This is a genomic window from Kitasatospora sp. NPDC017646, assembly GCF_044329365.1.
In the GTDB taxonomy this organism is placed as follows: Bacteria; Actinomycetota; Actinomycetes; order Streptomycetales; family Streptomycetaceae; genus Kitasatospora.
The window spans coordinates 123,816-146,134 of sequence record NZ_JBIRJC010000008.1 but is presented as its reverse complement, the minus strand read 5'-3'; the positions used below and the strand labels follow the sequence as shown (position 1 = coordinate 146,134).

Here is a 22,319-nt window from a genome sequence, read left to right as displayed (position 1 = left end):
GATGCGCCCGGGGAGCGTCCGGGGGAAGTCCGGGGGAACGTCCGGCCCGTTTCGAGCTTGTCCGCTCGTTCACAAGGGTGGCGGCGCCACCCCTGGCCCGGTCCCGCTCCGGGGCGCGGTCCCGCTCCGGGGGTTCAGTCCCACTCCAGGCCGCCGCGGCGCCAGACGTAGGCGTAGGCGACGAAGACGGTGGCGATGAACAGGAGCATCTCGACCAATCCGAAGATCCCCAGGGCGTCGAAGGTCACCGCCCAGGGGTAGAGGAAGACGATCTCGATGTCGAAGACGATGAAGAGCATCGCCGTCAGGTAGTACTTGATCGGGAACCGACCGCCGCCCACGGGCTGCGGGGTCGGCTCGATGCCGCACTCGTACGCCTCCAACTTGGCCCGGTTGTAGCGCTTGGGGCCGGTGAGTGAGGCCATCACGACGGAACCGACCGCGAACGCCGCCGCGATGGCACCGAGTACGAGGATCGGCGCGTAGGCATTCATAGCCCCCGCTCCCTCCGTCCAGTCGTCCTTGACTGCAGATCGGAACCGGCGGGTCACGCTGTGGTGAACCCGCGTTCCAGTTCCCGAGATCCACCCCATGTGAGGCAGTTCACAAAGCCTGGAACGAGCGCATCCTATGCCCGGTCGCTTGTGATCTGCGACACGCAGTTCGTCGCCATCTTTGTGATCTACGACACCATGTGAATGGTAGCGAATGTGAACATGACCAGAGTTGTCGACGCAAAGGAGTCAAATGGTCACAAGCAGTCGCATTTATCTTTGAAGCGGCTGGTCAGGAGTGGGTTCCTATATCAACTATGCGTCGGCAGTGGCAAATTTCCGGGCGTCATGTTGACGTGTTATTGGGGCTCACTCGGAGGGGTGGTGGGGGGAGGAACGCTTGCTTGACCCTTCGTTCACAAGCGCGCGAAGTTGTCGTGGGGTCTCCTCTCGGGATCTACCCTCCCCCCACCCCCACCCGCCCGCCGCCCGCCGCCCGCGCCCGCGCCCGCGCCCGGTTTGCCCACCTGCTGCCGGTGTCGCCTGCGCTGGGCCGGCCGGTCCCAGCGCGGAGCTGCTGCGCGCTCGCAGCTCCGGCAGCCTGCGGGCCCCTGGGGGGCCTGCCCTCGTCCTTGCCCTCCTCCTCCGCCGCTCTCCGCTACCGCTACCGCGGCTCTGCCTCCGGTTCGGGCAGGCCCAACTTTCTGGTGCGGCCCTCAATCCCCTGGGCCCGTCTCCCCCTCCGGTCCTGCCTCCCTCTCGTTCCCGGGGCTCGCTTTCGTGCGGGCCTCCCTCACTGATTCGCTTCCGCCCTGCGGGCCAGGCCACCGGTTACCGGTTACCGGCTGCCTGTTCCCACACCCAGGACGCGACGCCCACCCGGTTGCGGGCGCCGAGCTTGCGCTGGATGTTGGCGAGGTGGTTCTTCACCGTTCCCGGTGAGATGAAGAGCCCGGCGCCGATTTCGGCGTTGGTCGCTCCGTCGGCCACCAGCTCAGCGATCTCCCTTTCCCTCTCGGTCAGTTCTTCCACCGGGCCGGCTATCAACGGGCCCGGCACGCCTGCCCCGGTCGCGGGCCCGGATGCCGGACCGGAGCCCTGCAGTGCCATGTGCTGCAGCAGCCGGACCGTGATCTGTGGGCTGATCAATGCGTCCCCGGCCATCGCCGCCCGGATCGCCTCGATCAGCAGGACCGGCCCGGACCGCTTGAGCAGGAAGCCCGCCGCACCACGCCGCAAAGCCGTGTGTACGTACTCGTCCAGGTCGAAGGTGGTCACCACGATCACCTTGCACTCGCCGGCCAGCTGTCGCGTGACCTCCAGACCATCGAGCTTCGGCATCCGGATGTCCGCGAGCACCACGTGGGGCCGCAGCCTCTTCGCCTCTGCCACCGCTGCGGCGCCGTCCGCCGCCTCGGCCACCACCGTCATGTCCGGCTGGACGTCGAGGATCATCCGGAATGCGCTGCGGACATCGGCCTGGTCATCGGCGACCAGGACCCGAATCGGTCCTGCGCTGCTGCTCATCTGCTCTTCTCCCCTGCACCCGCCCTGGTCCTCATCGGGGTCTCCGGCCGCTCCGGTTCCGCCCGCCTTGTCAACGGCAGCCTCGCCGCCACGCGCCAGGCCTCCTGCTTGTACGCGCCCGTCTCGAACGTGCCGCCCAGGGCCTCCACTCGCGCCGCCAGCCCCGGCAATCCGCTGCCGCCGCCACGGCGGGGGCGGGCGACCGGACCCGGTGTACGGCCGTCGTTCGTCACGGTCAGCTCCAGCCACTCGCCGGCGCAGTGGGCCCGGATGTCGATCCGGCGGGCACCTCGCGCGTGCCGTCGCACGTTGGTCAGCGCCTCGACGACGATCCGGTGGACCGTCCCGCCCACCTCCCGCGGAACCGGCTGGCCCGGCAGCTCCAGTCGGACCTCCGCGCCACCGGCGGCCGCGAACCGCTCTGCGACCTGAGACAGTTCAGCGAGACCAGGCTGTGGACCGCGGCCGCCGGCCTCTTCACTGCGAAGCAGCTGCACGGTCCGGTCCAGCGAGGCCAGGGCCCGCTGCCCCGCCTGCTCTATCCGCTCGAACATCTCGGCCGACCGCGCCGGGTCGACGGAGGCCAGATACGCCCCGGCCTGGGCCTGCGCGACCATGCCGCTGACGTCGTGCGCCACGAAGTCGTGGAGGTCGTGGGCCAGTTCGATCCGCTGCGCCCGCCTGGCCTCGGCCACCGCGCGGGCCCGGCCCTCGTCCAGACCGCGCAGGTAGAGCCCGATCAGCACCGTCGGCAGGGACAGCATCGAGCCGAACCCGAAGAGCGTGAGCGCGTCGGCGGGCCCGTCGAACCGGGACGGCCAGAGCGCGACCGCCCCGCACGCCGTCCAGGCGGCCGCCGCACATCGCGGGCCGTCCTCGGCGCGCAGGCTGAGGACCACCGCAAGCAGCAGCGCGGCCAGTTCGGCCAGACCGACCAGCCCGGTCCAGCGTTCCGCCTCCGTCCAGCGGCCGGCGAACCAGACAGTGACCGAGATCGCCGCCGACACTGCCCCCAGCACGGTGGTCAACGCCGCCGGTCCGTACCGCCTGCGGAGCAACCAGGCCGGCAGCAGCAGGACCGGGACGACCAGGGACAGAAGCTGAGACATCGTCACCGCCTCTCATTGGCTCTTCGAATGCCGTCACATTACGACGGGCCGCAGCGGGTCCGCCTGTGCCGATCGGCATATTTCCCAGGCCGGTTGAGCAGCGGGAACAGCCCGATCGACACTGCCGCGGGCCCCTGGCCGAACTCCAGTCTTGAGTCATCGCACCGGCCGAGGGAGCCGGGCCGAAAGGAGCCCACCGTGCCTAAGCTCGTGATCAACGCCCGCACCGCCACCACCCGCCGAACCCATCCGGCCGAGGCGGCAAGCGCGGTGGACAAGGTCGCCCCCGCCGCCCCGAACGTCTCTCCCGCACCGCGCTGGGCCCAGCTGGCCGCCAAGGCCGCCGCTCTGAGCACCGTTCCCTCTGGGGTGTGGCGGATCGTCTTCGGCTTCGGCGTCCCGCTCGGCTTCACCGGTGCAACGGCCGCGGCGTACGAGGCTCACCAGCCGGGTTGGGGCACGGTCTACTGCGTGGCGTTGAGCGCCCTGACCGAGGCGCTGGCCTTCCTGACCCTGGGCCTGGTCCGGCCCTGGGGGCTGGTGGCCCCCCGGTGGATCCCGTTGATCGGCGGACGCCGGGTCCAGCCGCTCGCGGCGATCGTCCCGGCCCTGCTGGGTTCGGCGATACTCACGGTCGTCGGCATGGAGGGGCTGTTCGGCCGCTGGGCCCACAACCTGGCCGAGCCGGATGCGCCGCACGGCGTCGCCGGCCTCGTGATGACCGCCGCCTACCTGCCCCTGGTGGCCTGGGGCCCGCTGCTCGGCGCGGTCACGGTCGACTACGCCCGTCGGACGCTGTGGCGGCGCCGATGAGCGCGGCGACGGATCATGCCGGCGTCGGCTCGCGCGTCTGCTCTCCGGTCCTCGCACCCGCCGCAGCGCCCATCCCGTCCTCGCCCCTGGCCGGGTGCGGCGCGGGGGCGGTGCGCCGGCCCCACTCGGTCGCGAGCAGCACCAGGGCTCCGCCGAGCAGGGCGAGCGGGCCCATCCGGTTCCCGGCAACGGTGATGCCGAAGATCGCGGCCCACAGGGGTTCGGTGCCGAGCAGCAGGCTCACCCGGGACGGCGAGGTGGCCCGGACGGCCCACATCTGAACGAAGAAGGCAAAGAGCGTGCAGAACAAGGACAGGTGGAGCAGCCAGGCCCACTGGCCGGCTCCGTACGAGAGCGCGACGGTCCACGCCGCGGGCCCAACGGCGACTGCGACGACTGCGAACACTACGGTGGCCACGGCTAGTTGGACCCAGGTCACGGCGAGCATGTCGGTGTCGCGAACGGCCCGGGTGCGGGCCATCGCGAGGACGTACGCGGAGCGGACGAGGGCAGCGCCCAGCACGAGCAGGTCACCGAGCGTCGGAGGGCGCAGCCCGCCGTCGCCGGTGAGCAGCGCGACGCCGAGGACAGCCAGCCCGGCGGCCGCGAGGAAGGCCCGTGGTGGCGCGGTCCGGCTGAGGGCGCTCTCGCCGAGCGGGGTGAGCACCATGGCGAGGCTGATGATCAGCCCCGCGTTGGTGGCGGAGGTGTGCACGGCGCCGTAAGTCTCCAGTAGGAAGATTCCACTGAGGACGAGGCCCAGTGCGGCGCCGCCGAGCCACTCGGCGCGGGTCAGTTTCCGCAGGGCCCGCCACGCGGCCAGCCCGAGCAGCGGCAGCACCAGTCCGAAGCGCAGCACGAGCATCGCCACGACCGTCCCGGGCTCGGCGACCCGTTGGACGGCGAGGAAGCTCGACCCCCAGACCACTGCCACGAGCAGGACCGGCAGATCACGAAGGACCGATGAGGATGAGGACAGGGAGGCACGCATGAAGAGGATCCCTCCGAGCGAACGGAACCGGCGGGTGCGAGGACCGTACGGCGTCGGACGGACCCAGCAGCTGAGCGTGTGGCTCAGCGGCGGACGGGGTGAGGGATGGAGCAAGGGGGCGCCATCTTCGCGCACCGGCCCGCCGATGATCAATGCCCCTGTCTGGTGTCGACGGGTCAGGAGACGATCAAGCCGTTCGCGTCGGCGATGGCCTCGATGTCGGCTGGGGTGCCGGACATGATGGCGCGGACGTGCTCGGTGACCAGCTCGACCGGCCAGTCCCACCAGGCGGCGCGGAGCAGGCGTTCGATGTCGGCGTCGTCGAAGCGGCGCCGGATCGGACGGGCGGGGTTGCCACCGACGATCGTGTAGGGCTCGACGTCAGCGGTGATCATCGCACCGGCCGCGATGATCGCTCCGTCGCCGATTCGGACACCGGGCAGGACGGTGGCGCCGAAGCCGAACCAGACGTCGTTGCCGACCACGGTGTCGCCCCGGCTGGGAAGGCCGGTGACGATGTCGAGGGTCTGCTCCGTCCAGCTGCCGCCGAACATCGTGAAAGGAAAGGTGGACACACCGACGGTCGGGTGGGCGGCCCCGGCCATCAGGAAACGGGTGCCGGTGGCGATCGCGCAGTACCTTCCGATCACCAGCCGTTCGGGGCCGTAGGCGTAGAGGACGTTGCGCTCCTCGAAGCGGGTGGCTCCGTCGGGGTCGTCGAAGTAGGTGTACTCACCGACTTCGATCCTCGGGTCGGTGACGAGCGGGCGCAGCAGGACCACCCTCTCGTGGCCGGCGAGCGGGTGGAGAGCGGTCGGGTCGGGGATGGCGGTGGCGGTCACACAGGCTCCTCTCGTAATGCGACTCACGTCGCATTACGATGAGCATGGCACGACCGCCCACCCCGCAGCAAGCGTTAATGCGACTGGAGTCGACTTTGAGTGAGCCCATCCACCCCGCCTGGCAGCCCCGCACGCCGACCCCACGCCCTGGCGGCCGAAGCGCCCGGGTCCGCGCGGACGTGGTCGCCGCCACGCTCGCCGAGGTCACGGAGAAGGGCTACGACGGACTCACCGCCGAGGCGGTCGCGGCCCGGTCCGGCGTCCACAAGGCGACCCTCTACCGGCGCTGGGGCGGGGTCGACGGACTCGTCGCGGACGCCCTGTCCGCCTCGGCCGACCAGCCCTGGCCATTGCCTGACACCGGAGATCTCCAGGCGGACCTCCGCCGGATCACCCAGGAGGTGTTCGACGTCTTCACCGACCCCGAGCAGAGCCCCACACCCACCGCGCTGATCTCCGCCGCCCAGCGTTCCGACGCCGGCGCGGCAGCCCTTCGCGAGTTCTTCGCGGCCCGTCACCGCCAGGCCGCCGAGATCGCCGAACGAGCCGTCACCCGAGGCGAGTTGCCAGCTGGGACGGACGGCGCCGAGGTCATCAGGGCCGCCACCGCCCCGCTCTACTACCGACTGTTCGTCACCGGCGAACCACTGGATGCCCGCACCGCCGAGCGGGCCGCCGACGCCGCCGCCCTGGCCGCCCGTGCCGGGTTGTTCAGCTCCGCCCCGACCGACCCGGCACCTGGCACCGCACCGAACGCCCCCACCCCGTAGCCGCAGCCATACCCGTAGTCGCGGCCGTAGCCGTGGCCACACCTACGGCCGTGGCCACTGCCCAGCGGTCAGCCGTCCCACAGCCCAGCTGACTACACATGACCACCACCCAGCCGAAGGAGTCCCAGCCGTCCCGACCCCTACCGGAGACCCACCCGGCCGTGGATGATGCCTGCATGACAAGCACGCCGTCCACCACCCCACGGAAGGCCCGTCACGTGAAGCGCAAGCACTGGGCGCTGGTCGCCGCCGCCACTGTCCTCCCGCTCGCGGCGAGCACCGGCACCGCCGTCGCGGCGCCCTCCGGCGCCACCCCCTCCCAGAGTGCGGCCTGCACCTACACGCCCGCCGTCCCGGCCGACAACTTCAAGGGGATCCCGGTCTTCGACGCCCAGAAGGCCGCCCGCCCGTACCACGCGACCCTGCGGACCAACCAGGGCCCGATCACCTTCCAAGCACTGACCGACAAGGCACCCTGCACCACCTTCTCGTTCCGTTTCCTCGCCGAGCACGACTACTTCGACCGCAGCCGCTGCCACCGCCTCACCACCCAGCGGATCTACGTCCTGCAGTGCGGCGACCCGACCGGGACGGGCAGTGGTGGTCCGGGCTACTCCTTCCCGGACGAGAACCTGACCGGCGCCACCTACCCCGCAGGCACAGTGGCCATGGCCAACGCCGGTCCGAATACCAATGGCAGCCAGTTCTTCATCGTCTGGAAGGACACCAAGCTCTCCCCCGCCTACACCCCGTTCGGCCGGGTCACGGCCGGCATGGACGTCCTGCAGAAGATCGCCGCCGCCGGCGAGGACGACCAGAACGGTCCCGGCGACGGCTACCCCGACCTCCCCGTGAACATCCGCCACGTGAAGATCAGCGATCACTGACCAGCGGCCGACCGGCGGGAGGGCCGGGCGGACCCGCCCGGCCCCACCCCCCGTGGCCGCTCCCGTACGGTGGCAGCACCAACGACACCGCAGGGAGCCGCACCGCATGGACAGCCGGATCTGGGAGAGCGTCGACCACCTGGTCGCATGGCTGGACGAGCAGAGCACACAGTCACCGCAGGAGGAGCGCCTGCTGCGGCTCCTCAAGCTCTCCGAGGAGGTCGGCGAGGTCGGCGCGGCGGTGATCGGCGCCACGGGTCAGAACCCGCGCAAGGGCGTCACCCACACGTGGGAGGACGTCCAGCACGAGCTCTGCGACGTCGTCTTCAGCGCCCTCGTCGCCCTGCGGACGCTCACCCCCGACGCGGCCCGGGTGTTCGCCGAGCGCCTGGCCTACGTAGAACAGCGCTCCGCCGCCTCCCGGCGCCCGGTCGACGGGTCCGAGGAGACGGCGGAGGAGAAAGCCTGAAACAAGGCCAAACGAGACCTGACGATCCCGACGAGACCTGCCAATCCCTGCCAATCCCTGCCGATCCCCACGAACTCCACGAGCCCCGAAGCCCCGAGCCCGCCGTCAGGCGTTGGGCGCGACCTTGGCCAGCCCGTTGATCATGCGGTCCATCGCGTCGCCGCCCTTCGGGTCGGTGAGGTTGGCGAGCAGCTTGAGGGTGAAGCGCATCAGCAGCGGCCGGGGCAGGCCGTGCTGGGCGGCGAGCTGCATCACCTTGGGGTTGCCGATCATCTTCACGAAGGCGCGGCCGAGGGTGTAGTAGCCGCCGTACACGTCCTTGAGGATGCGCGGGTAGGCCTGCAGGGCGCGCTCGCGGCCGCCGTCGGTCAGGCGGGCGTGGGCCTGCACGATGACCCCGGCGGCGATCTGGCCGGATTCCATCGCGTAGGCGATGCCCTCGCCGTTGAACGGGTTGACCATGCCGCCCGCGTCGCCGACGAGCAGCAGGCCGCGGGTGTAGTGCGGCTGCCGGTTGAAGGCCATCGGCAGCGCGGCGCCCCGGATCGGTTCGGTCATGTTCTCGGGGGTGTAGCCCCACTCCTCCGGCATGCCGGCGCACCAGGCCTTGAGCACCTCGCGCCAGTCGAGTTCGCCGAACGCGGGCGAGGAGTTGAGGATGCCGAGGCCGACGTTGGAGGTGCCGTCGCCCATGCCGAAGACCCAGCCGTAGCCGGGCAGCAGCTTGCGCTGGCCACCACGGGTGTCCCACAGCTCCAGCCAGGACTCCAGGTAGTCGTCGTCGTGGCGCGGCGAGTTGAAGTAGGTGCGGTAGGCGACGCCCATCGGGCGGTCCTCGCGGCGGTGCAGGCCCATGGCGAGCGAGAGCCGGGTGGAGTTGCCGTCCGCGGCGACCACCAGCGGGGCCCGGAAGGCGACCGGCCGCTTCTCCTCGCCGAGCTTGGCGGTGACCCCGACGATCCGGCCCGTGCGGTCGTCCAGCACCGGCCCGCTGACGTTGCAGCGCTCGTACAGTCGGGCGCCCGCCTTCTCGGCCTGACGGGCCAGCAGCTCGTCGAAGTCCGCGCGCTTGCGGACCAGGCCGTAGTCCGGGAAGGAGGCCAGCTCCGGCCAGTCCAGCTCCAGCCGGACGCCGCCGCCGATGATGCGCAGGCCCTTGTTGTGCAGCCAGCCGTTCTCGGTGGAGACGTCGATGCCCATGTCCACCAGCTGCTTGGTGGCGCGCGGGGTGAGGCCGTCGCCGCAGACCTTCTCGCGCGGGAAGGCGGTCTTCTCCAGCAGCAGCACGTCCAGCCCGGCCTGCGCGAGGTAGTACGCGGTCGTGGAGCCGGCCGGGCCCGCGCCGACCACGATGACGTCGGCGGTGCTCTCGACCGTGCTGTCCGGCTTCGTCAGATCGACTGCGGTCTCGGACACGTGGACACACTCCTGGAGCTGCGGCGGGGGATGGCGGCTTTTGTCTCCGGCAGTCTAGTTCCGCTCACGCCGCCGGAGACGCCCGCGCCCCGACGGAGGGGCAGCACGGCACGGCTACCCTCCCCGTGGGCCGCCCCCGCCCCGCTAGGCGGACTTGTACCCGCGGTGCAGGGCGACGATCCCGCCGGTCAGGTTCCGCCAGGCGACCTTCGACCAGCCGCTCTCCTGCATCCGGGAGGCCAGCGCGGGCTGGTCCGGCCAGACCCGGATGGACTCGGCGAGGTAGACGTACGCGTCCGGGTTGCTGCTGACGGCGGTGGCGACCGGCGGCAGCGCACGCATCAGGTACTCGGTGTAGACGGTCCGGAACGGCGTCCAGGTCGGCGTGGAGAACTCGCAGATCACGAGCTTGCCGCCGGGCTTGGTGACCCGGTGCATCTCGCGCAGCGCCGCGTCCGTCTCCTGGACGTTGCGCAGCGCGAAGGAGATCGTCACCGAGTCGAAGGTGTCGTCCGCGAACGGCAGCCGGGTGGCGTCGCCGGCGGTGAGCGGCAGCTCGGGGTGGCGGCGCTTGCCCTCGGTGAGCATGCCGACCGAGAAGTCGCACGGGACGACCTTGGCCCCGGCCTCGGCGAAGGGCAGCGAGGAGGTGCCGGTGCCGGCCCCGAGGTCGAGTACGAGGTCCCCCGGTCCGGCGGCGACCGCCTCGGCCACCGCCCGGCGCCAGGCGCGGGCCTGGCCGAGGGAGAGCACGTCGTTGGTGAGGTCGTACTTGGCCGCTACGTCGTCGAACATGGCGGCGACTTCGTGCGGCTGCTTGTCCAGGGAGGCTCGGGTCACGCCCCCATTCTTCACCCTGTGACGGACACCCCGACCCACGGGGCGAACGAGACGGCACCACGAGCCGACCAGCCCCGACCGGCTACCACCGATCCGGCTCCCACCGATCGGCCGCCACCGGCCCGCCAGCCCCGACCGGCTGCCACCGGCCGACCACCACCGGCCACCACCGGCCGTCACCCGCCCTGCTGCGACGACCCCCGCCGTCCGCCCGCGCGCCGTCGGCGCCGTGAGCGCTTGCCCTGGGTTATCGCGGGCATCCCCTCGGCCAGCGCCCCGGTCGCCAGGGCGAGGTTGGCGGCGAGTCGGCCCTGCCCGCTGCGGACGGCCACGGCCCGCCGGTGGCGCCGGATGCGCAGCACGCAGATCACGAACAGCACGACGGCGACCGGCACGCTGAACCGGGCCAGTCCCACGCCGACCGGCTGGGGGTAGGTGTCGCCGCAGATCCGCACGGCGCCCGGGTCGTCGGCCGCGTGCTCCAGGCAGACCGGGTCGCCGACCTTGATGCCGTCGGCGAGCGGCAGCGCGGCCGCGGTGTGCGGCTGCCCGCTCACCTTGTAGCTGACGGCGCTGTACGTGCCGCCGCCGGTCGGCAGCTGGGTGACGACGCCCTCGACTCTCACCGGGTGGGCCGCGATCCGGTCGGCCTGGTCGGCCTGGCGCCAACCGAGCAGGCACATCCCGACGGCCAGCACAGCGCTGAGCACGGCGGCGAGGTACCAACCACGGCCCAACCGCGGGGATCGCGGCGGGGGAACGGTCGCGGTTCGCATGGTTCCTGTCCTGGCTTGCCTCCGGGGCCTGGGACACGGCCCCGCCGCCCGCGGGCGCGGGCAGTGGTGTGGTGAGGGTACGGAGTGAGCTGTCCGGGATGGTATCCGCTGGCGGGCCCTCAGGTCACGGCGAAGGGACAATCACCCCTCCGAGAAGGCACGGAAGTTCGGGTGCACACGAAGGAAGTGCCTTGCGCGGCAAGGCAATCCGACTACTGACGAGTACGTCACACCGGCCGGGTCACCCGCCCTCGCCGGGCGTCACCTCCGCCGGTACACCAACCGCCCGCCCAGCACGGTCGCCAGGCACCCACCGGGCGCCGGCCGCACCCCGTGCTCACCTTCACCCTTACCACCCGGCACCTCCGGCACCGCCGGCACCGCCGGGAACACCGCGAAGTCCGCCCGCCCTCCGGCTGCCACCCGCCCGTGCACGGCCAGCGCCAGCGGCAGCACCGCCAGCGGATCCAACGCCCTCGCCGCACCGGACGCCCCTGGCAGCGCCCCCAGCCCCGAACGCACCACCGCCATCCGCACCGCGGCCCGTTCGAACGGTCCGGCCACCGCCGTCACCCCGAACCCGAGCATCCGCTGCAGCCCGCGCCGCGCACTCGCCCCGTACCGGGTCTCGTCGGTGCAGCCCACCAGCCCGTCCGCCACCGGCTCGACGCCGATCTCCTCGCGCGGGTCCGGGTGGTAGTCCCGTTCCAACAGCCGCTGCCCCCAGGGGTTGCGCAGCCCGGGCGTGAGCACGGCCGCCGCGCCCCAGTCCCGCACCCGCGCCGACGGGTGCGCCGCCGCCAGTTCCCCGTACGCCCCGACGGCCTCGACCAGTTCGCCGCGCACCACCACCGCCCCGTCGGCGAAGGACGGGGCGGTGGGATCGGCCGGATCGGGCAGCACGAGGGCCGCCCGGTGGAGGGTCAGCACCGGTTCGGACTCAGCGGACTCAGCGGACTCAGCGGACTCAGTTGTCCAGGATCTTCAGCTCGGGGTGCGCCGTGCCGCCCTCGATCGCCGTGGAGGCGATGTGCGAGGCGACCCGCGGGTCGACCGGGTCGTTCGCCGGGTCGTCCAGCACCCGCAGGTGCTCGTACGTGGTCGAGCGCTGCGCCGGGACGCGGTCGGCGGCGCGGATGAGGTGGATCAGCTCGGTCAGGTTGGAGCGGTGCTTGGCACCGGCCGCCGAGACGACGTTCTCCTCCAGCATCACGGAGCCGAGGTCGTCCGCGCCGTAGTGCAGCGACAGCTGGCCCGCCTCCTTGCCGGTGGTGAGCCAGGAGCCCTGGATGTGGGCGACGTTGTCGAGGAACAGGCGGGCGATCGCGATCATCCGCAGGTACTCGAAGACGGTGGCCTGGGTCGAGCCCTTGAGGTGGTTGTTCTGCGGCTGGTAGGTGTACGGGATGAAGGCGCGGAAGCCGCCGGTGCGGTCCTGCACGTCGCGGATCATCCGCAGGTGCTCGATCCGCTCGGCGTTGGTCTCGCCGGTACCCATCAGCATGGTGGAGGTGGACTCCACGCCGAGGCCGTGGGCGGCCTCCATGATCTCCAGCCAGCGTTCACCGGACTCCTTGAGCGGAGCGATCGCCTTGCGCGGCCGCTCCGGGAGCAGCTCGGCACCGGCGCCGGCGAAGGAATCCAGGCCCGCCTTGTGGATCCGGGTGATGGCCTCCTCGATGGAGACGCCCGAGATCCGGGACATGTGCTCGACCTCGGAGGCGCCCAGCGAGTGGATCACCAGCTGCGGGAAGTCGGCCTTGATCGCCGAGAACGCGCGCTCGTAGTACTCCACGCCGTAGTCCGGGTGGTGGCCGCCCTGGAACATGATCTGGGTGCCGCCCAGCTCGACCGTCTCCGCACAACGGCGCAGGATCTCGTCGAGCTCGCGGGACCAGCCCTTGTCGCTCTTCGGCGGCACGTAGAAGGCGCAGAACTTGCACGCCGTCACGCACACGTTGGTGTAGTTGATGTTGCGCTCGATGATGTACGTCGCGATGTGCTCGGTACCCGCGTAGCGGCGGCGGCGCACCGCGTCGGCGGCGGAGCCGAGCGCGTGCAGCGGCGCGGAGCGGTAGAGCTCGAGCGCCTCCTCCGGGGTGATCCGGCCACCGGCGGCGGCCCGGTCGAGCACGGCCTGCAGGTCGGTGCTGGACGCATCGAGGGTGGTCGCTGCGAGCTCGGTCACCTGGCGGCCTTCTCTCTCTCAAGTGCTACTGGGGTACGGCCGAACCAGCCTACGCCAGGCCTTTCGGGCGCCCGCGTCAGCCCGCTGAACTGCGCCGCAGTCGGCTGGGACGCCCCTCGGCAGGCGCCCTCCGCCCGCGCCTCACCCCGCCCGCACCCTGCCCGTTTCCCCGCCTACCCGGCGCATCGTGCCGATGGACGCCGCTGGCGGCGAAGGCCAGGACGGCGCCGGACGAGAAGACGTCGCCAACCGGTCCGCCCGCCCGTCCGTCCGCCTGTGCGCCTGTTCGTCCGCCTGATCGGGTGACATGAAGCCGGGCGATCCCACCGCACAACCCGGACGAGTGAATCCACTGGTCGCGTCCAGGCCCCGGGCGATCCCGAAGCCGGTCAGCCGCGACCCGTCCAGGGTGAACGGCACGTTGGGGGGCTTGACGTCACGGTTCGCCAGGCCGAGGCCGAGGACGTGGGCGAGTCCGTGGACGTGGGCGAGTCCGTGGACGTGGACGTGGGCGTCGACGTGGACGTGAGCGAGCCCCCCGCCCGCCCCGCAGACCGGACGAGCCGATGAACCGGACGAGCCGGACGGGCCCCGGCCTGGTCCGCCCGGCCCTCCCCCCGTCCCCCTCCGGCTACCCTCCGACCGGCAGCGCCGCCGGCTCCAGCAGCCGCACCGCCACGTCCGGCGCGAAGCCGCTGTCGTGCGCGACCCGGCGGGCGAACTCGGCGACCCCGGCCAGCTGCCGCTCACCGAGCGAGAAGTCGAGCGCCTCGCTGAAGTACCGCTCCAGCACGTCCGCCCCGAAGGCCTCCCACCGGGCGGCCTGCTCGGCGACCTTGGCGGCCTCCACCAGCGACAGGTCGCGGGACTCCAGGAAGGCCCGGTGGACGGCCGCGGTCAGCTCGGGACGGCGCTCGGCGAACTCGCGGCGCACGGCCCAGACCGCGAAGACGAACGGGAGGCCGGTCCACTCCTTCCACATCTCGCCGAGGTCGTGGACGGTCAGCCCGAGGTCGGCGGCCTGCCCGAGGTAGGCGCGCAGGGCCGGGTCGCCGATCAGGACGGCGGCGTCGGCCTCGGCGAGCATCGCGCTGAGGTCCGGGGGGCAGCTGAAGTAGTCCGGGCGGACGCCTTCGCGCTCCTCCAGGAGCAGTCGGGCGAGGCGGACGGAGGTGCGGCTGGTGGAGCCGAGGGCGACCCGGCGGCCGTCGAGGTCGGCGAGCGGCACCTTGCTCACGATCAGGCAGGACATCACCGGGCCGTCGCTGCCGACCGCGATGTCGGGCAGGACCAGCAGGTCGTCGGCGTTGCGCAGGTACTCCACGCAGGTGATCGGCCCGAGGTCGAGGGAGCCGCTGACGAGTTGGTCGCTCAGCTTCTCCGGAGTGTCCTTGGTGAGGTCCAGGTCGAGCAGGTTTCCGGTCCTGGCGAGGCCCCAGTAGAGGGGGACGCAGTTCAGGAACTGAATATGGCCGACCCGCGGCCTGACCGGGGTGTTCTCGTCTGGCTCGTCGGGCTCCCGCTTTTGCGCGTCCGGTGCTGCCACTGCGCCGCTCCCTTGCTGTTCGTGCGCTTCCCCGCAGCGTATGCCCGCTGTTCGCGCCGGCTCGCACCGGCCACCCGACACGCGCACGAGCGCGGCTCGTCAGAGCCGTGCGCGCCCCCAACGCGCCCTCCCCGACCGCTCCCAGGCGTCTCCCGGCCCTCTCCCGCGGACCTACGACACGCCCCGTCCGGAGGGCAAGTGACCCCTGGTCGTCACAGCGGCCGCATGCTAGCGTTGCCCTCAGTTGCAGTTTGATTCCCCTTGCAGTACTTGAAGCCTGCGGAGCATGTAACCGCAGGCTTTTTGTAGTTTTTCAGCAATATCGAAAAACTTCGGACTCGTCCGGAGGCAGGGCGATCAGCGCAGCGGACCGGGGACCACACGGTGTGGCCCCCGACACGCATCGCAAGGAGAACGGCATGGCTCAGGGAACCGTCAAGTGGTTCAACGCTGAGAAGGGCTTCGGCTTCATCGCCCAGGAGGGCGGCGGCCCCGACGTCTTCGTCCACTACTCCGCCATCAACGCGAACGGATTCCGTTCGCTGGAGGAGAACCAGGCGGTCACCTTCGACGTCACCCAGGGTCCGAAGGGCCCGCAGGCGGAGAACGTCACCGCCGTCTGACCATCCTCTGATGTTCTGATCGCTCGGGACCCCTTCGGGTCCGCCGGCGGCTCCCGACAGCCGTCACCATGAGCACAAGAGCAGCACCCAAGGGGGCCTGCCCATCGCGGCGGGCCCCCTGCCTTTTCGGGCCGCGCCCGGGGAGGTGACGAGGAAAGCCGAAGGGCCCTCCCCCCGACATGGGGAGAGGGCCCTTCGTGCACCCTGGAAGAACCGGGAGCACGATTGAAGTAGCGGGATCACGAGGCCCCGGGGATCACGGGAACCGGGTCAGGCCGTGGCCGCGCCGTTCACGTCGGCCGGCACCGGGATGACGGCCTTCGGCGCGTCCTCCTCGTACAGGTCCCCCGAGGGGTTGTTGTACGCGGCCACGTCCAGGATCCGCTCCCGCGCCGCGACCACGATCGGCACGACCACCTGACCGGCGACGTTGGTCGCGGTCCGCATCATGTCCAGGATCGGGTCGATGGCCAGCAGCAGGCCGACGCCCTCCAGCGGCAGGCCCAGGGTGGACAGGGTCAGCGTCAGCATGACGATCGCACCGGTGAGGCCCGCGGTGGCGGCCGAGCCCACCACCGAGACGAAGGCGATCAGGATGTAGTCCTTGATACCCAGCTCGATGTTGTAGACCTGGGCGACGAAGATCGCGGCGACGGCCGGGTAGACCGCGGCGCAACCGTCCATCTTGGTGGTGGCGCCGAACGGCACGGAGAAGGACGCGTACTCGCTCGGGACGCCGAGGCGCTCGGTGACGCGGCGGGTGACCGGCAGGGTGCCGACCGACGAGCGGGAGACGAAGGCCAGCTGGATGGCGGGCCAGGCGCCCTTGAAGAAGTACAGCGGGTTGAGGCCCGCGGCGAAGCGCAGCACCAGCGAGTAGACGACGAACAGCACCAGCGCGCAGCCGACGTAGATGTCGAGGGTCAGCGTGGCGAAGGGCTTGAGCAGGTCCCAGCCGTACTTGGCGACGGACTTGCCGATCAGGCCGAGGGTGCCGAGCGGGGAGAGCCGGATGACCCACCACAGGGCGGTCTGGGTCAGCTCCAGCACGGTCTCGCTGAGCTTGAGGACCGGCTCGGCCTTGGTGCCGAGCTTGATGATCGCGGCGCCGACCACGACCGCCATGAAGACGATCTGCAGGACGTTCACCTTGACGAAGGCGTCGACGATGTTGGTCGGGAAGATCCCGGTCAGGAAGTCGACCCAGGTGCCCTTGGAGTCGAGCGCCTTGAGGCCCTCGGTCTTGAGGTTGGTGCCCTGGCCGGGGTTGGTGAGCAGGCCCAGGCCCAGGCCGATGCCGACCGCGACCAGCGAGGTGATCATGAACCAGAGCAGCGTGCGGGTGGCCAGGCGGGCCGCGTTGGTGACGTTGCGCAGGTTGGCGACGCTCACCACGATCGCGGTGAAGACCAGCGGGGGCACGGCCAGCTTGAGCAGCTGGACGAAGATCTTGCCGATGGTCTCCAGGGTGGTGGCCAGCCAGGAGATGTCGGCGGCGCGGGCCAGGTAGCCGAGGCCGACGCCGAGCACGAGGCCGGCGACGATCTGCACCCAGAACGGCGTCTTGCGGATGCGGGTGAGCACGGACGGCGACGAGGTCGCCTCGGGCGCTGTGGACATGGGGGTGCGACTCCGGGGGAGGGCGTTGCTGACGGTGGGGTGTGGGGCGGAGGAGGCGGCACGGCGCGGGGGCCGGGCGTGGGAGGGCTCGGGCCCCGGTTCAGGGGCGTGCCGCCGCGATACAGCTCATGGCCGTACAGCCCATGGCGCGACAACGGCGCGGACTGTCCACAGCACCGGTCAGAGCACAGGGGCGGGCGGCGCCGGGCAGCGGGCCCGGGCCGTGCATCCGCAGTGCGTCTGAGGTGGTCACGGTCGATACGTTAGCAGTAAAGGTTTGAGATGTTCAAAGTAGTTGTTTGAGATCAGGCCGGATCCAGCGCCCACCCGAGGGTTGAGATCCGGGCACGAACCATGCTGACACCCCATCAGCTCCACCTTCCGGTCGGATTGACCGACCGGCAGTTATACGTATAACTTTGACGGCGTCCCCGGCCCTCCCGCCCCCCGCCCAGACACCCTCCCCTGCCCAGACCCGCTGCCCAGACGCCCTCCCCTGCCCCGACACCGGAGAAGACCACCGATGGGCTACCTCGCCCTGCTCCGCGCCCCGCACGTCACCCGACTCCTGTTCGGCACCCTGCTCGGCCGCCTGCCCGCCGGTATGACCGCCCTGGTGATCGCCCTCGCCCTGCGCGAGGCCGGCGTCCCGTACGGCCGGATCGGACTGGCCACCTCCGTCTACGCGCTCGCCGCCGCCGTCGGCGGGCCGGTGCTCGGACGGATCGTCGACCGCACCGGCCAGCCCCGCGTCCTGCTCGCCTCCGCCGTGATCGCCGGCGGCGGGTACGCGCTGCTCGCCCTCGCCCCCGGCTCCCCCGTCGCCGCACCCCTCGGCGCCGCCGTCGCCGGCCTGGCGATGCCGCCGCTGGAGCCCTGCCTGCGCTCGCTCTGGCCGGACGTGGTCGAGGACGAACAGCTCGACACCGCGTACGCCTTCGACTCCGCCTCCCAGCAGATCCTCTACGTGGCCGGGCCACTGGCCGTCGCCGGGATCGCCGGACTGTTCAGCCCGGTCGCCGCGCTCTGGGTGGCCGCCGGGCTCGGACTGGCAGGCGCCCTGGTCGTCGCCACCGCCGCCCCCGCCCGGGCCTGGCGCGCCCCCGCCCGCGAGAAGTCCGCCGGGCTGCTCGGCCCGCTGCGCTCCCCCGGCCTGGTGCTGCTGCTGATCGGACTGGCCGGGGGCGGCTGGGCGGTCGGCGCGCAGAACGTGCTCTTCATCGCCTACGCCGAACGGCACGCCGGCGCACTGCCCGGCGGCGGGGGCACCCTGCTGGCACTGGCCGCGCTGGGCGGACTACTCGGTGCCCTGGCCTACGGCATGGTCGACTGGCGGCAGACCACCGCGACCCGCACCTGGCTGATGGCCCTCGCGATGGCCGCCTCCTACCTCCCGCTGGTGGCGCTGCCCGGCCCCTACCCGATGGCCGCGCTGGCCTTCATCTCCGGCATCCTGCTGGCTCCGCTGCTCGCGGCCGCCTTCGTGCTGGTCGCCGAACTCGCCCCGACCGGGACGGTCACCGAAGCCTTCGCCTGGCTGGTGACCCTGTTCGCCACCGGCAACTCGCTCGGCTACGCCGTCTCCGGCCACCTCGCCGAGGACTCCTCGCTCCGCCCGGTCGCGGTGTGCGCGGCGGGCGGGATCGCGCTCGGCGGACTGGTGCTGTTCGGCGCCCGCCGCTGGTTCCGCTCCGCGCCGGCGGCGCCGCACGTCGAGCCCGTTCCGGTGGGCTGACCGGCCGCCCCCACGAACGACCGCGCCCGCCGGGGGTCTGGCCGGCGGGCGCGGTCCTTTCCCCCCGGGCCACAGGTCGCTCGGCGGTGCGTCAGGGCAGGCGGCACCCCGGGACCGACGGCACGCCAGGAGCAGCGGCGCGTCAGGGCCGTGCCGGCGCCGTCGAGGAACGCTGCACCAGCGCCGTGGCCAGCGGCGCCACCGGCTCCACCCGCTCGCCGCGCAGCAGCCCGGCGAGCGCGGCCGCGCCCGCCCGGCCGAGGTCCTCGCCGGGCAGGTCGACGGTGGTCAGCGGCGGGGCGAGCAGCCCGGAGACGGCGACGTTGTCCATGCCGACCACCGACAGGTCGTCCGGCACCCGAAGCCCCCGCTCGGCGGCGGCCTGGTAGACCCCGGAGGCGACCACGTCGTCGTCGCAGATCATCGCGCGCGGACGGTCCGCCCGCTCCAGCAGCTCCGCCGCCACGCTCCGCGCCGCCGCGTAACCCTCGTTCAGGCTCACACCCAACTCCACGACCTCCAGGCCGAGTTCACGGACGGCCTGCTCGAAGGCGGCCTGCCGGACCCGGAAGGTGTACGCGGCGTGGGTGGAGCGCAGGTGGCCGATCCGGCGGTGCCCGAGGGCGGCCAGGTGCTCGACCGCGGCCCGCATCCCGCCGGCCACGTCGAGTTCGACGGTCGGGCGCGCCCGGTCGGTGCCGGGATCGGCGTCCAGGAAGACGGCAGGGGTGTCGGGCGGCAGTTCGCCGAGCTGGCTGTCGTCCGGGGAGCAGATCAGCAGGCCGTCGAAGCGGCCCGCGGTGGCGGCCTCGGCGAGGGTGGCGCTGCCCCAGCCGGAGCTGACCACGACTGCCAGGCCGTGCCGGCCCGCCTCGTGGTGGACGCCCTCCAGCACCCGGCCGAAGAACGGGCCTTGCAGGTTCGGCACGGCCAGCATGATCATCCCGCTGCGGCCCAACCGCAGTTGGCGGCCCGCCGCCTGGGGTCGGTAGCCGAGGCTGCGGGCGGCCTCGCGGACCCGCTCCCGGGTCGCCTCGGACACCCGGCGGCCGGCCTCGGCGCCGGAGAAGACCAGCGAGACGGTGGCCTGGGACACCCCGGCGAGCCGGGCCACGTCCCGCCCGGTGGGCCGGCGCACGGGGGCCGGCCACGTCCCGGTGGGCCGGTCGGCCCCGACGGCCGTTCCGGCCTCGGCCGGTTCAGCAGGATCAGTAGCCACGGCGGGCGGCGCCCGGCGTCAGCTCTGCCCGGAGGTGGCCGCGCGGGCGGCGTCGTCCGCGGCGTCCTCCTCGGCGTTCTGGGTGGCGATCCGCTCGGCGGTGCGGCTGCGCATCCCGGCGACCTTGGTGGTGATCTGGGAGGACATCTCGTCGCGCTGCTTGCTCAGCAGCACGTAGCTGAGCGGCGCGGAGGCGATCGCGGCCAGCAGGACCAGGAAGACCACCCCGGCCTCGCCGCTCACCGGGATGATTCCGAAGTGCCCCAGCAGCAGGGCCACCAGCAGGCAGCCGAGGAAGATGCTGGCCCGCATGGAGGTGTAGCGGAGCGTGGCGTGCGACTTCTGCGGGCCGTTGCTGCTCACTGGGACACATCCTTCTGGTTCGAGCCGGGGCGGGACTTCCAGTCAAGCATGCCTGACACCCGGCGCGGGCCAGGGGTCTCCCGTCCCTCGCCCGGAGCGTCCCCGACGGCGCCCGGAGGGGTTCAGCGCAGGTCGAGCCACATGGTGATGTCGTCGCGGTCGTCCCCGGGGGCGACCCGGATCGCGGCCGGCACCCGGCCGACCTCCCGGTAGCCGCAGCGGGTGTAGAAGCGCTCCAGACCCAGGCCGCCGCGCGCGGTGAGCCGCAGCGACTCCAGGCCCCAGGCGCGGGCGACCCGTTCGGCCTCGGCGAGCAGTTCGGCGCCATGCCCGAGGCCCTGGAAGTCGGGGTGCACCATGACCCGCTTGAGCATCCGCCAGTGCTCCATCGGTCCGAAGCGCATCGAAGCGAAGAACAGCGCCCCGACCAGCCGGCCGGTCGCGCTCTCGTGCGCGACCAGCAGCCGGTCGGGGCCGTCGGGGGCGACCCCGGCGAACTGGCGGTCGGCGGTGTCCCAGACCTCGTCCTCGGTGACCGGGGCCACGAAGCCGACCGCGCCGCCGGCGTTGGTCACGTCCGTCCACAGCCGGACGACGGCGGTGCGCAGGTCGGGGTCGAGCTTCGGGTCCAGGGTGAAGGTGAGCGCCATGAAGCGGAGCATAGGGGTCCGGTAGCGCACGCTCACGGGAGGGCGGGCACCGCCCGGTCCGCCGGGCGTCCGGTGCGCAGCGCCAGGCAGAGCCCGACCGCGATCGCGCACAGCGCGCCGGCCCCGTACCAGGTCAGGTCGTAGTTGCCGAGCGCGTCGCGGGCCAGGCCGGCCAGTCCCGCGACGACGGCCGCACCGATCTGGTGGGCGGCGAGCACCCAGCCGAAGACGATCGGGGCGTCCTCGCCGAAGTGGCGGCGGCACAGTGCGACGGTCGGCGGCACGGTGGCCACCCAGTCCAGGCCGTAGAAGACCACGAAGGCGAGGATCGGCGGCTGGAGCGAGCCGGCGAGCAGCTGCGGCAGCAGGAGCAGGGACACCCCGCGCAGCCCGTAGTAGACGGTGAGCAGCAGCCGGGAGTCGACCCGGTCGGTGAGCCAGCCGCTGAACACGGTGCCGGCGACGTCGAACAGGCCGATCAGGGCGAGCAGGCTCGCGGCGGTGGTGACGGGCATGCCGTGGTCGTGGGCGGCCGGGATGAAGTGGGTGCCGACCAGGCCTGCGGTGGTGGCGCCGCAGATCGCGAAGGAGCCCGCCAGCAGCCAGAACGGCCGGGTGCGGGCGGCGTCGCGCAGCACCCGCAGGGTGCGGGTCAGGGCGCGGGCGTCCCGCACCGGCGCGGGCGGGGCCTCGGTGGCGCCGTAGGGGAGCAGGCCGAGGTCGGCGGGGCGCTCGCGCATCAGCAGCAGGACGGGCACGGCGACGGCGCTGGCGGCGAGCGAGACCACGACCACGGCCGAGCGCCAGCCGTGCTGCTCGACCAGCCAGGCGCCGACCGGCAGGAAGACCAGGTTGCCCGCTGCTCCGGCGGCGGTGAGCACGCCGGTGACCAGTCCCTGACGGGCCTGGAACCAGCGGCCGGTGATGGTGGTGGCGAAGGCTCCGGCCATCGAACCGCTGCCGAGGCCGACCAGCACGCCCCAGCACAGGACCAGCTGCCAGGGCTGGCGCATCAGCATGGTGAGGCCGGCGCCGACCGAGATGGTCAGCAGCGCGCAGACGACCACCAGGCGCACGCCGAAACGGTCCATCAGGGCGGCGGCGAAGGGGGCGGTGAGGCCGTAGAGGGTGAGGTTGACGGAGGTGGCGCTGGCGATCGTCCCGAGCGACCAGCCGAACTCGTTGTGCAGGGCGTCCATCATCAGGCTGGGCGTGGAGCGGAAGCCGGCCGAGCCGAGCAGGACGAGCAGCGCGACGGCGGCGACCACCCAGGCGTAGTGCACCCGGGGGCGCCGTCCGGGAGCGGGGCCGGTGGCCGTCGGGGCGGCGGAGCCGGTGGGCGTGGAGGCGGCGGGGGCACTGCGTTCGGTCACGTGGACGAGTCTCCCGAGCACGCGGAGCCGGGACGAGTGGCCTGAATGACAGCTTTCGCAAGAATCGG

22 protein-coding genes are annotated in these 22,319 nt (G+C 72.1%); 6 read left to right on the top strand and 16 right to left on the bottom strand.

The genetic code is table 11. The features are described from left to right. Positions 1-134 precede the first annotated feature (134 nt). From ACH4J0_RS15520 to ACH4J0_RS15510, 3 genes are all read right to left on the bottom strand, one after another. Positions 135-494 carry an NADH-quinone oxidoreductase subunit A gene (locus tag ACH4J0_RS15520; RefSeq protein ID WP_030060100.1) on the bottom strand — a complete coding sequence of 120 codons (360 nt, stop codon included), beginning with the start codon at positions 492-494 and terminating at the stop codon, positions 135-137. A gap of 831 nt (positions 495-1,325) precedes the next feature. Beyond that, positions 1,326-2,021, bottom strand: coding sequence for a response regulator (locus tag ACH4J0_RS15515; RefSeq protein ID WP_396240223.1), 696 nt, complete (start codon positions 2,019-2,021; stop codon positions 1,326-1,328). After that, positions 2,018-3,130, bottom strand: coding sequence for a sensor histidine kinase (locus tag ACH4J0_RS15510; protein ID WP_396240221.1), 1,113 nt, complete (start codon positions 3,128-3,130; stop codon positions 2,018-2,020). Before ACH4J0_RS15510 ends, ACH4J0_RS15515 begins: the two co-directional genes overlap by 4 nt. A 198-nt stretch (positions 3,131-3,328) precedes the next feature. Between ACH4J0_RS15510 and ACH4J0_RS15505 the strand changes: the two genes are divergently transcribed. Beyond that, complete coding sequence (locus tag ACH4J0_RS15505; protein WP_396240219.1) at positions 3,329-3,943, top strand: hypothetical protein; 615 nt, start codon at positions 3,329-3,331, stop codon at positions 3,941-3,943. A gap of 13 nt (positions 3,944-3,956) precedes the next feature. Here the strand turns inward: ACH4J0_RS15505 and ACH4J0_RS15500 are convergent, their stop codons facing one another. Continuing rightward, positions 3,957-4,934: a DMT family transporter gene (locus tag ACH4J0_RS15500; protein WP_396240217.1), complete on the bottom strand. Its 978-nt coding sequence runs from the start codon at positions 4,932-4,934 to the stop codon at positions 3,957-3,959. 176 nt (positions 4,935-5,110) lie between these two features. Continuing rightward, a complete protein-coding gene (locus tag ACH4J0_RS15495) occupies positions 5,111-5,776 on the bottom strand; it encodes a CatB-related O-acetyltransferase (RefSeq protein ID WP_396240214.1) in 666 nt (221 codons plus the stop codon). Positions 5,777-5,871: 95 nt separating this feature from the next. Between ACH4J0_RS15495 and ACH4J0_RS15490 the strand changes: the two genes are divergently transcribed. The 3 genes from ACH4J0_RS15490 (at position 5,872) to ACH4J0_RS15480 (ending at position 7,902) form a co-directional block, all read left to right on the top strand. After that, entirely contained in the window at positions 5,872-6,546 is a 675-nt protein-coding gene (locus ACH4J0_RS15490) for a TetR/AcrR family transcriptional regulator (protein WP_396240212.1), read from the top strand. A gap of 176 nt (positions 6,547-6,722) precedes the next feature. Further along, positions 6,723-7,433, top strand: a complete 711-nt coding sequence (locus ACH4J0_RS15485; protein ID WP_396240210.1) for a peptidylprolyl isomerase — start codon at positions 6,723-6,725, stop codon at positions 7,431-7,433. Between the two features lie 106 nt (positions 7,434-7,539). Continuing rightward, the gene (locus tag ACH4J0_RS15480) at positions 7,540-7,902 is read left to right on the top strand and encodes a MazG-like family protein (RefSeq protein ID WP_396240208.1); all 363 of its coding nucleotides are present in this window, start codon (positions 7,540-7,542) and stop codon (positions 7,900-7,902) included. Between the two features lie 105 nt (positions 7,903-8,007). On the opposite strand, the gene ACH4J0_RS15475 is transcribed toward ACH4J0_RS15480, so the two are convergent. The 6 genes from ACH4J0_RS15475 to ACH4J0_RS15450 form a co-directional block, all read right to left on the bottom strand. After that, complete coding sequence (locus ACH4J0_RS15475; RefSeq protein WP_396240206.1) at positions 8,008-9,318, bottom strand: geranylgeranyl reductase family protein; 1,311 nt, start codon at positions 9,316-9,318, stop codon at positions 8,008-8,010. A 144-nt stretch (positions 9,319-9,462) separates the two neighbouring features. Next, a complete protein-coding gene (locus tag ACH4J0_RS15470; RefSeq protein ID WP_396240204.1) occupies positions 9,463-10,158 on the bottom strand; it encodes a demethylmenaquinone methyltransferase in 696 nt (231 codons plus the stop codon). Between the two features lie 176 nt (positions 10,159-10,334). Then, positions 10,335-10,934, bottom strand: a complete 600-nt coding sequence (locus ACH4J0_RS15465; protein ID WP_396240202.1) for a hypothetical protein — start codon at positions 10,932-10,934, stop codon at positions 10,335-10,337. Between the two features lie 261 nt (positions 10,935-11,195). Beyond that, positions 11,196-11,864, bottom strand: coding sequence for an imidazolonepropionase-like domain-containing protein (locus ACH4J0_RS15460; protein WP_396240200.1), 669 nt, complete (start codon positions 11,862-11,864; stop codon positions 11,196-11,198). A 37-nt stretch (positions 11,865-11,901) separates the two neighbouring features. Then, entirely contained in the window at positions 11,902-13,122 is a 1,221-nt protein-coding gene (gene mqnC / locus ACH4J0_RS15455; protein ID WP_396240198.1) for a cyclic dehypoxanthinyl futalosine synthase, read from the bottom strand. A 631-nt stretch (positions 13,123-13,753) separates the two neighbouring features. Continuing rightward, positions 13,754-14,668 (bottom strand): menaquinone biosynthetic enzyme MqnA/MqnD family protein, encoded by a 915-nt coding sequence (locus tag ACH4J0_RS15450; protein ID WP_396240196.1) that lies wholly within the window; start codon positions 14,666-14,668, stop codon positions 13,754-13,756. A gap of 419 nt (positions 14,669-15,087) precedes the next feature. Between ACH4J0_RS15450 and ACH4J0_RS15445 the strand changes: the two genes are divergently transcribed. Further along, the gene (locus ACH4J0_RS15445) at positions 15,088-15,291 is read left to right on the top strand and encodes a cold-shock protein (RefSeq protein ID WP_030287184.1); all 204 of its coding nucleotides are present in this window, start codon (positions 15,088-15,090) and stop codon (positions 15,289-15,291) included. A gap of 270 nt (positions 15,292-15,561) precedes the next feature. Here ACH4J0_RS15445 and ACH4J0_RS15440 read toward each other — a convergent pair whose 3' ends face one another. Continuing rightward, positions 15,562-16,911, bottom strand: coding sequence for a dicarboxylate/amino acid:cation symporter (locus ACH4J0_RS15440; protein ID WP_396240194.1), 1,350 nt, complete (start codon positions 16,909-16,911; stop codon positions 15,562-15,564). 523 nt (positions 16,912-17,434) lie between these two features. On the opposite strand from ACH4J0_RS15440, the gene ACH4J0_RS15435 reads away from it, so the two are divergent. Then, the gene (locus ACH4J0_RS15435) at positions 17,435-18,646 is read left to right on the top strand and encodes an MFS transporter (protein WP_396240192.1); all 1,212 of its coding nucleotides are present in this window, start codon (positions 17,435-17,437) and stop codon (positions 18,644-18,646) included. A gap of 142 nt (positions 18,647-18,788) precedes the next feature. On the opposite strand, the gene ACH4J0_RS15430 is transcribed toward ACH4J0_RS15435, so the two are convergent. From ACH4J0_RS15430 to ACH4J0_RS15415, 4 genes are all read right to left on the bottom strand, one after another. Beyond that, a complete protein-coding gene (locus ACH4J0_RS15430) occupies positions 18,789-19,784 on the bottom strand; it encodes a LacI family DNA-binding transcriptional regulator (RefSeq protein ID WP_396240190.1) in 996 nt (331 codons plus the stop codon). A 99-nt stretch (positions 19,785-19,883) separates the two neighbouring features. Then, positions 19,884-20,228: a DUF4229 domain-containing protein gene (locus ACH4J0_RS15425; RefSeq protein WP_396240188.1), complete on the bottom strand. Its 345-nt coding sequence runs from the start codon at positions 20,226-20,228 to the stop codon at positions 19,884-19,886. Between the two features lie 122 nt (positions 20,229-20,350). After that, positions 20,351-20,878: a GNAT family N-acetyltransferase gene (locus ACH4J0_RS15420; RefSeq protein ID WP_396240186.1), complete on the bottom strand. Its 528-nt coding sequence runs from the start codon at positions 20,876-20,878 to the stop codon at positions 20,351-20,353. Positions 20,879-20,910: 32 nt separating this feature from the next. Then, the gene (locus ACH4J0_RS15415; protein ID WP_396240184.1) at positions 20,911-22,251 is read right to left on the bottom strand and encodes an MFS transporter; all 1,341 of its coding nucleotides are present in this window, start codon (positions 22,249-22,251) and stop codon (positions 20,911-20,913) included. Positions 22,252-22,319 lie beyond the last annotated feature (68 nt).

What these genes read in the sequence shown, in the direction of transcription:
- ACH4J0_RS15515 (WP_396240223.1), bottom strand. Translation starts at nt 2,021, where the DNA reads ATGAGCAGCAGCGCAGGACCGATTCGGGTCCTGGTCGCCGATGACCAG.
- ACH4J0_RS15500 (WP_396240217.1), bottom strand. Translation starts at nt 4,934, where the DNA reads ATGCGTGCCTCCCTGTCCTCATCCTCATCGGTCCTTCGTGATCTGCCG.
- ACH4J0_RS15520 (WP_030060100.1), bottom strand. Translation starts at nt 494, where the DNA reads ATGAATGCCTACGCGCCGATCCTCGTACTCGGTGCCATCGCGGCGGCG.
- ACH4J0_RS15440 (WP_396240194.1), bottom strand. Translation starts at nt 16,911, where the DNA reads ATGTCCACAGCGCCCGAGGCGACCTCGTCGCCGTCCGTGCTCACCCGC.
- ACH4J0_RS15445 (WP_030287184.1), top strand. Translation starts at nt 15,088, where the DNA reads ATGGCTCAGGGAACCGTCAAGTGGTTCAACGCTGAGAAGGGCTTCGGC.
- ACH4J0_RS15465 (WP_396240202.1), bottom strand. Translation starts at nt 10,934, where the DNA reads ATGCGAACCGCGACCGTTCCCCCGCCGCGATCCCCGCGGTTGGGCCGT.
- ACH4J0_RS15510 (WP_396240221.1), bottom strand. Translation starts at nt 3,130, where the DNA reads ATGTCTCAGCTTCTGTCCCTGGTCGTCCCGGTCCTGCTGCTGCCGGCC.
- ACH4J0_RS15485 (WP_396240210.1), top strand. Translation starts at nt 6,723, where the DNA reads ATGACAAGCACGCCGTCCACCACCCCACGGAAGGCCCGTCACGTGAAG.
- ACH4J0_RS15480 (WP_396240208.1), top strand. Translation starts at nt 7,540, where the DNA reads ATGGACAGCCGGATCTGGGAGAGCGTCGACCACCTGGTCGCATGGCTG.
- ACH4J0_RS15435 (WP_396240192.1), top strand. Translation starts at nt 17,435, where the DNA reads ATGGGCTACCTCGCCCTGCTCCGCGCCCCGCACGTCACCCGACTCCTG.
- ACH4J0_RS15420 (WP_396240186.1), bottom strand. Translation starts at nt 20,878, where the DNA reads ATGGCGCTCACCTTCACCCTGGACCCGAAGCTCGACCCCGACCTGCGC.